General features: G+C 45.6%; 3 protein-coding genes. 1 reads left to right on the top strand and 2 read right to left on the bottom strand.

Annotation, left to right across the window (positions count from 1 at the left end):
• A partial coding sequence (locus H6F50_RS07900) for a hypothetical protein (protein WP_347277146.1) occupies nt 1–199 on the top strand: 199 nt, incomplete at its 5' end.
• 173 nt (nt 200–372) lie between these two features.
• On the opposite strand, the gene H6F50_RS07905 is transcribed toward H6F50_RS07900, so the two are convergent.
• Together H6F50_RS07905 and H6F50_RS07910 are read right to left on the bottom strand one after the other, a co-directional pair.
• A complete protein-coding gene (locus H6F50_RS07905; protein WP_190413083.1) occupies nt 373–1674 on the bottom strand; it encodes a nucleotide disphospho-sugar-binding domain-containing protein in 1302 nt (433 codons plus the stop codon).
• A 579-nt stretch (nt 1675–2253) separates the two neighbouring features.
• On the bottom strand, nt 2254–2870 hold a 617-nt coding region (locus H6F50_RS07910), incomplete at its 5' end, for a DUF2993 domain-containing protein (protein WP_190428157.1).

Consider the following 2870-nt stretch of genomic DNA (forward strand, 5'->3'; position numbering starts at 1 on the left):
TTTTATGACCTACTTTAACCAGCTTCACCCTTGGTGCCTAATGCGTCGCGTACCCAAGTTGCAATCCTCGGTTGTTGCTCGTTTTCGCCGCCGCTGTGACGCAGAAGCCCATCAGCGAGTTCTCCAACGCCTGGGTCCAAGCGAAAGCTACAACATCGTTTTCGACGTGGCAGCAAAAGCTGCCGAAGTTACGACCTAAATAAAATCACCTTAAAAAAACTCTCATCATCACTTCAGTTGATGTAAGAGTTTTATTTTGCTAACAGGATAGAACGCCAGCGTTCTATCCTGTTTTTTCATTAGAGGATTAGCCAACCATCACCGAAGCAGAGTCGCGGCGGACAATTCACTTGATAATTCACTTGATAGAGTTCACGCAACACTCCTAGATACACTGGACGTTAATTTCGACAGAGCTGGATGCTTGAACCCGACAGCCTGCTCAACAACATCAGCAGCTCGCTTCACGCCGCCTGATTGACGGATAGCCTGTTGGAGCCGAAATGCATTATTTGAGTAAGAATCCTCCCTAAGCACTCGTTGAATCGCGCCTCGCAACTTAGAAATGCTCAGACCGTCTGAAGGAACCACCTCACCCGTACCTGTCCATTGGATTCGCGCTCCAGTCCCCGGTTGTTCATAGGTGATGGGGATGGCAACCAGAGGAACCCCGTGGCTGAGCGAATCGAGTACTGTGTTCAGTCCCCCGTGCGTGATGGTTAACCTTGCTTTAGAAATCAATTCCATCTGAGGGGCATACTCTACAACCAGCGGCGAACCGGGCATCCTTTCAACCGCTTCTACATTCATCCCACCGCCATAAGAGAGAACCAGTTGAACATCCAGTCCAACGCAGGCTTCTGCAATGCAGGAGAAAATTTCCTGCTTGGTACTCTGCACAGTCCCCAGCGAAGCGTAAATTAGGGGCTGTCCGGTCAACCGTTCATAGGGAAAGGGAATTGTTCGCGGTGACGCATTACGGAATGGCCCAGTGTAATAGAAGTTGTCTGGCAGGTTGGCGCAGGGAAAATCAAAAGCAGCAGGCTGTTGACTGATGTGGGCAAGTCGAGAACAGGAGAGACTGAAGCCTTGTTTCAGGGGCAACTTCCACGCTGCGCGATACTCATTTAGAGCTTTCTGAATCGGCTCGCTATTGCGATCTAATAGGTAATAAGCAGCTAGATTGCGAAGACGCGCCCACCAGGTATTCTGGTAGCTCCAGCCCATAAAAAAGGGGGGAACATCTGCCTGTCGGCGGATAGCTTGGGCGCAGCACACAGTAATAAAAGGGATATTGAGGGATTCAGCTACAACTTCACCCGCTGGTTCCAGCTGATCCACCAGCAGTGCTTCAATCCCCGCCGCTTGAATGGCATCGGGGGCATCTCGGCAGAACATTTCACTCACCTGTTGGCACAAGGTGACTGAATAACGGAGCGACTCTAAGCGGCTCAATTGAGCGAGTTGCGCGAAGGACTCGGCAAGAAATCCAGGTCGATAAATCCCCTGCCCAATCGGATAAAAGTTTAGCCCTTCTGAGCGTACAGATGCCTCTAGATCCGGTATTTGCAGGAAAGTGACGCGATGACCGCGTTGTTGCAATTCTCGTCCCAACGCTGCCAAGGGGTTCAAGTGACCTGAAAAAGGCGGGCAAATTACACCAAAGTGAGTCATGGGTCGGCTTAGATAGAGTTTTAATAATGAAGCGGTCTATTTAAAGCTCCTGCAAGGACGCCACGCATAAGGCTCAGACCCTATCCTCATAAAGCGGAGGTAATCTTACTTATTAGCAAGCAATCCTGCTTTTTTTTAGGAAACCCACGGTATGAACGCACTTCTTTTAAGCCTTGTAAGCAAAGACAACTTCCTGGTATCTCTACTGAGGGTTTTGGTTTTAGGTCAGCGTTATCCAGTCAGGGAAAAATACAAAAAGTAATCAACATAAGTAAGCCTCAAGAGCAACCAGTCGGTTAACTGATGATGCTACTTAGGAGATTAAAATCATAAGACTGGGAGCTTCTAAACCAAAATCAATAACAGGAGCGCAGAACCGGATAAAATAGACCTATTGGCTTCGGGTATTAAAAAATTCAGAGAAATAATCCCTTGTTAGCCTGTTAGTAACTAAAGTACCTGCTACTAATTCACTTCTACTTCTAGCTAAAGAATGGTAGTCCTGTTAAGTTAAATTGTAACTTTAAACACTAAAATTATTTGTAAACAAAAATTTACTCAAACTTGTGTAATGTCGGCTTAAGAGGAAGGAATCTGCTCAATATGAATGGTGGCTTGCAAAGTTAACTTACCTGCCACTACATCAATCTGCTGAAATTGCCGTGACATCCCTTTTTTGTCAAAGTCACGCAGGCTTAAAACTTCGCTCACTTGTGCGACCAAAACATCTGTTAGTTGTGGTGGGAGTTCCTTCCCCTCTAAATAATTCACATCTTGGAGGACAATTTCTTGCCCATTAGCTCCGATACGAGGTGTAGCTGTGAAGGCAAGTTGCTGAACTTGTCCAGTTTTATCCAGAATTAGCTCGGACTTCAAAGCTATATTGCCGTCTGCTAGTAGAGAAAAGTTTACTTTTTGGATATGAATTGATAGTTTTCTATTCTCAATAAAAATTTTGCTTTGGTGCAGATGTTTCTGAAAAGATTCAGAATTGAAAGCATGGGTAAGATTCTCTTCACTGATAACAACGCGAAGTGTGCCTTGGGAAGGCTTGGTTAATTTTATTTTGCCGATTAGGGCAAGACGAGGCTTGACACTAATCCGATTAATTTCTATTTGTAATTCTTCCGAGGGCAAAAACTTTTGTATAATTAGACCATTGATATTAATAGCGATAAAATCAACTTCACCACGGG

It is taken from the genome of Coleofasciculus sp. FACHB-712 (genome assembly GCF_014695635.1).
GTDB lineage: Bacteria > Cyanobacteriota > Cyanobacteriia > Cyanobacteriales > FACHB-T130 > FACHB-T130.

What these genes read in the sequence shown, in the direction of transcription:
- H6F50_RS07905 (WP_190413083.1), bottom strand. Translation starts at nt 1,674, where the DNA reads ATGACTCACTTTGGTGTAATTTGCCCGCCTTTTTCAGGTCACTTGAAC.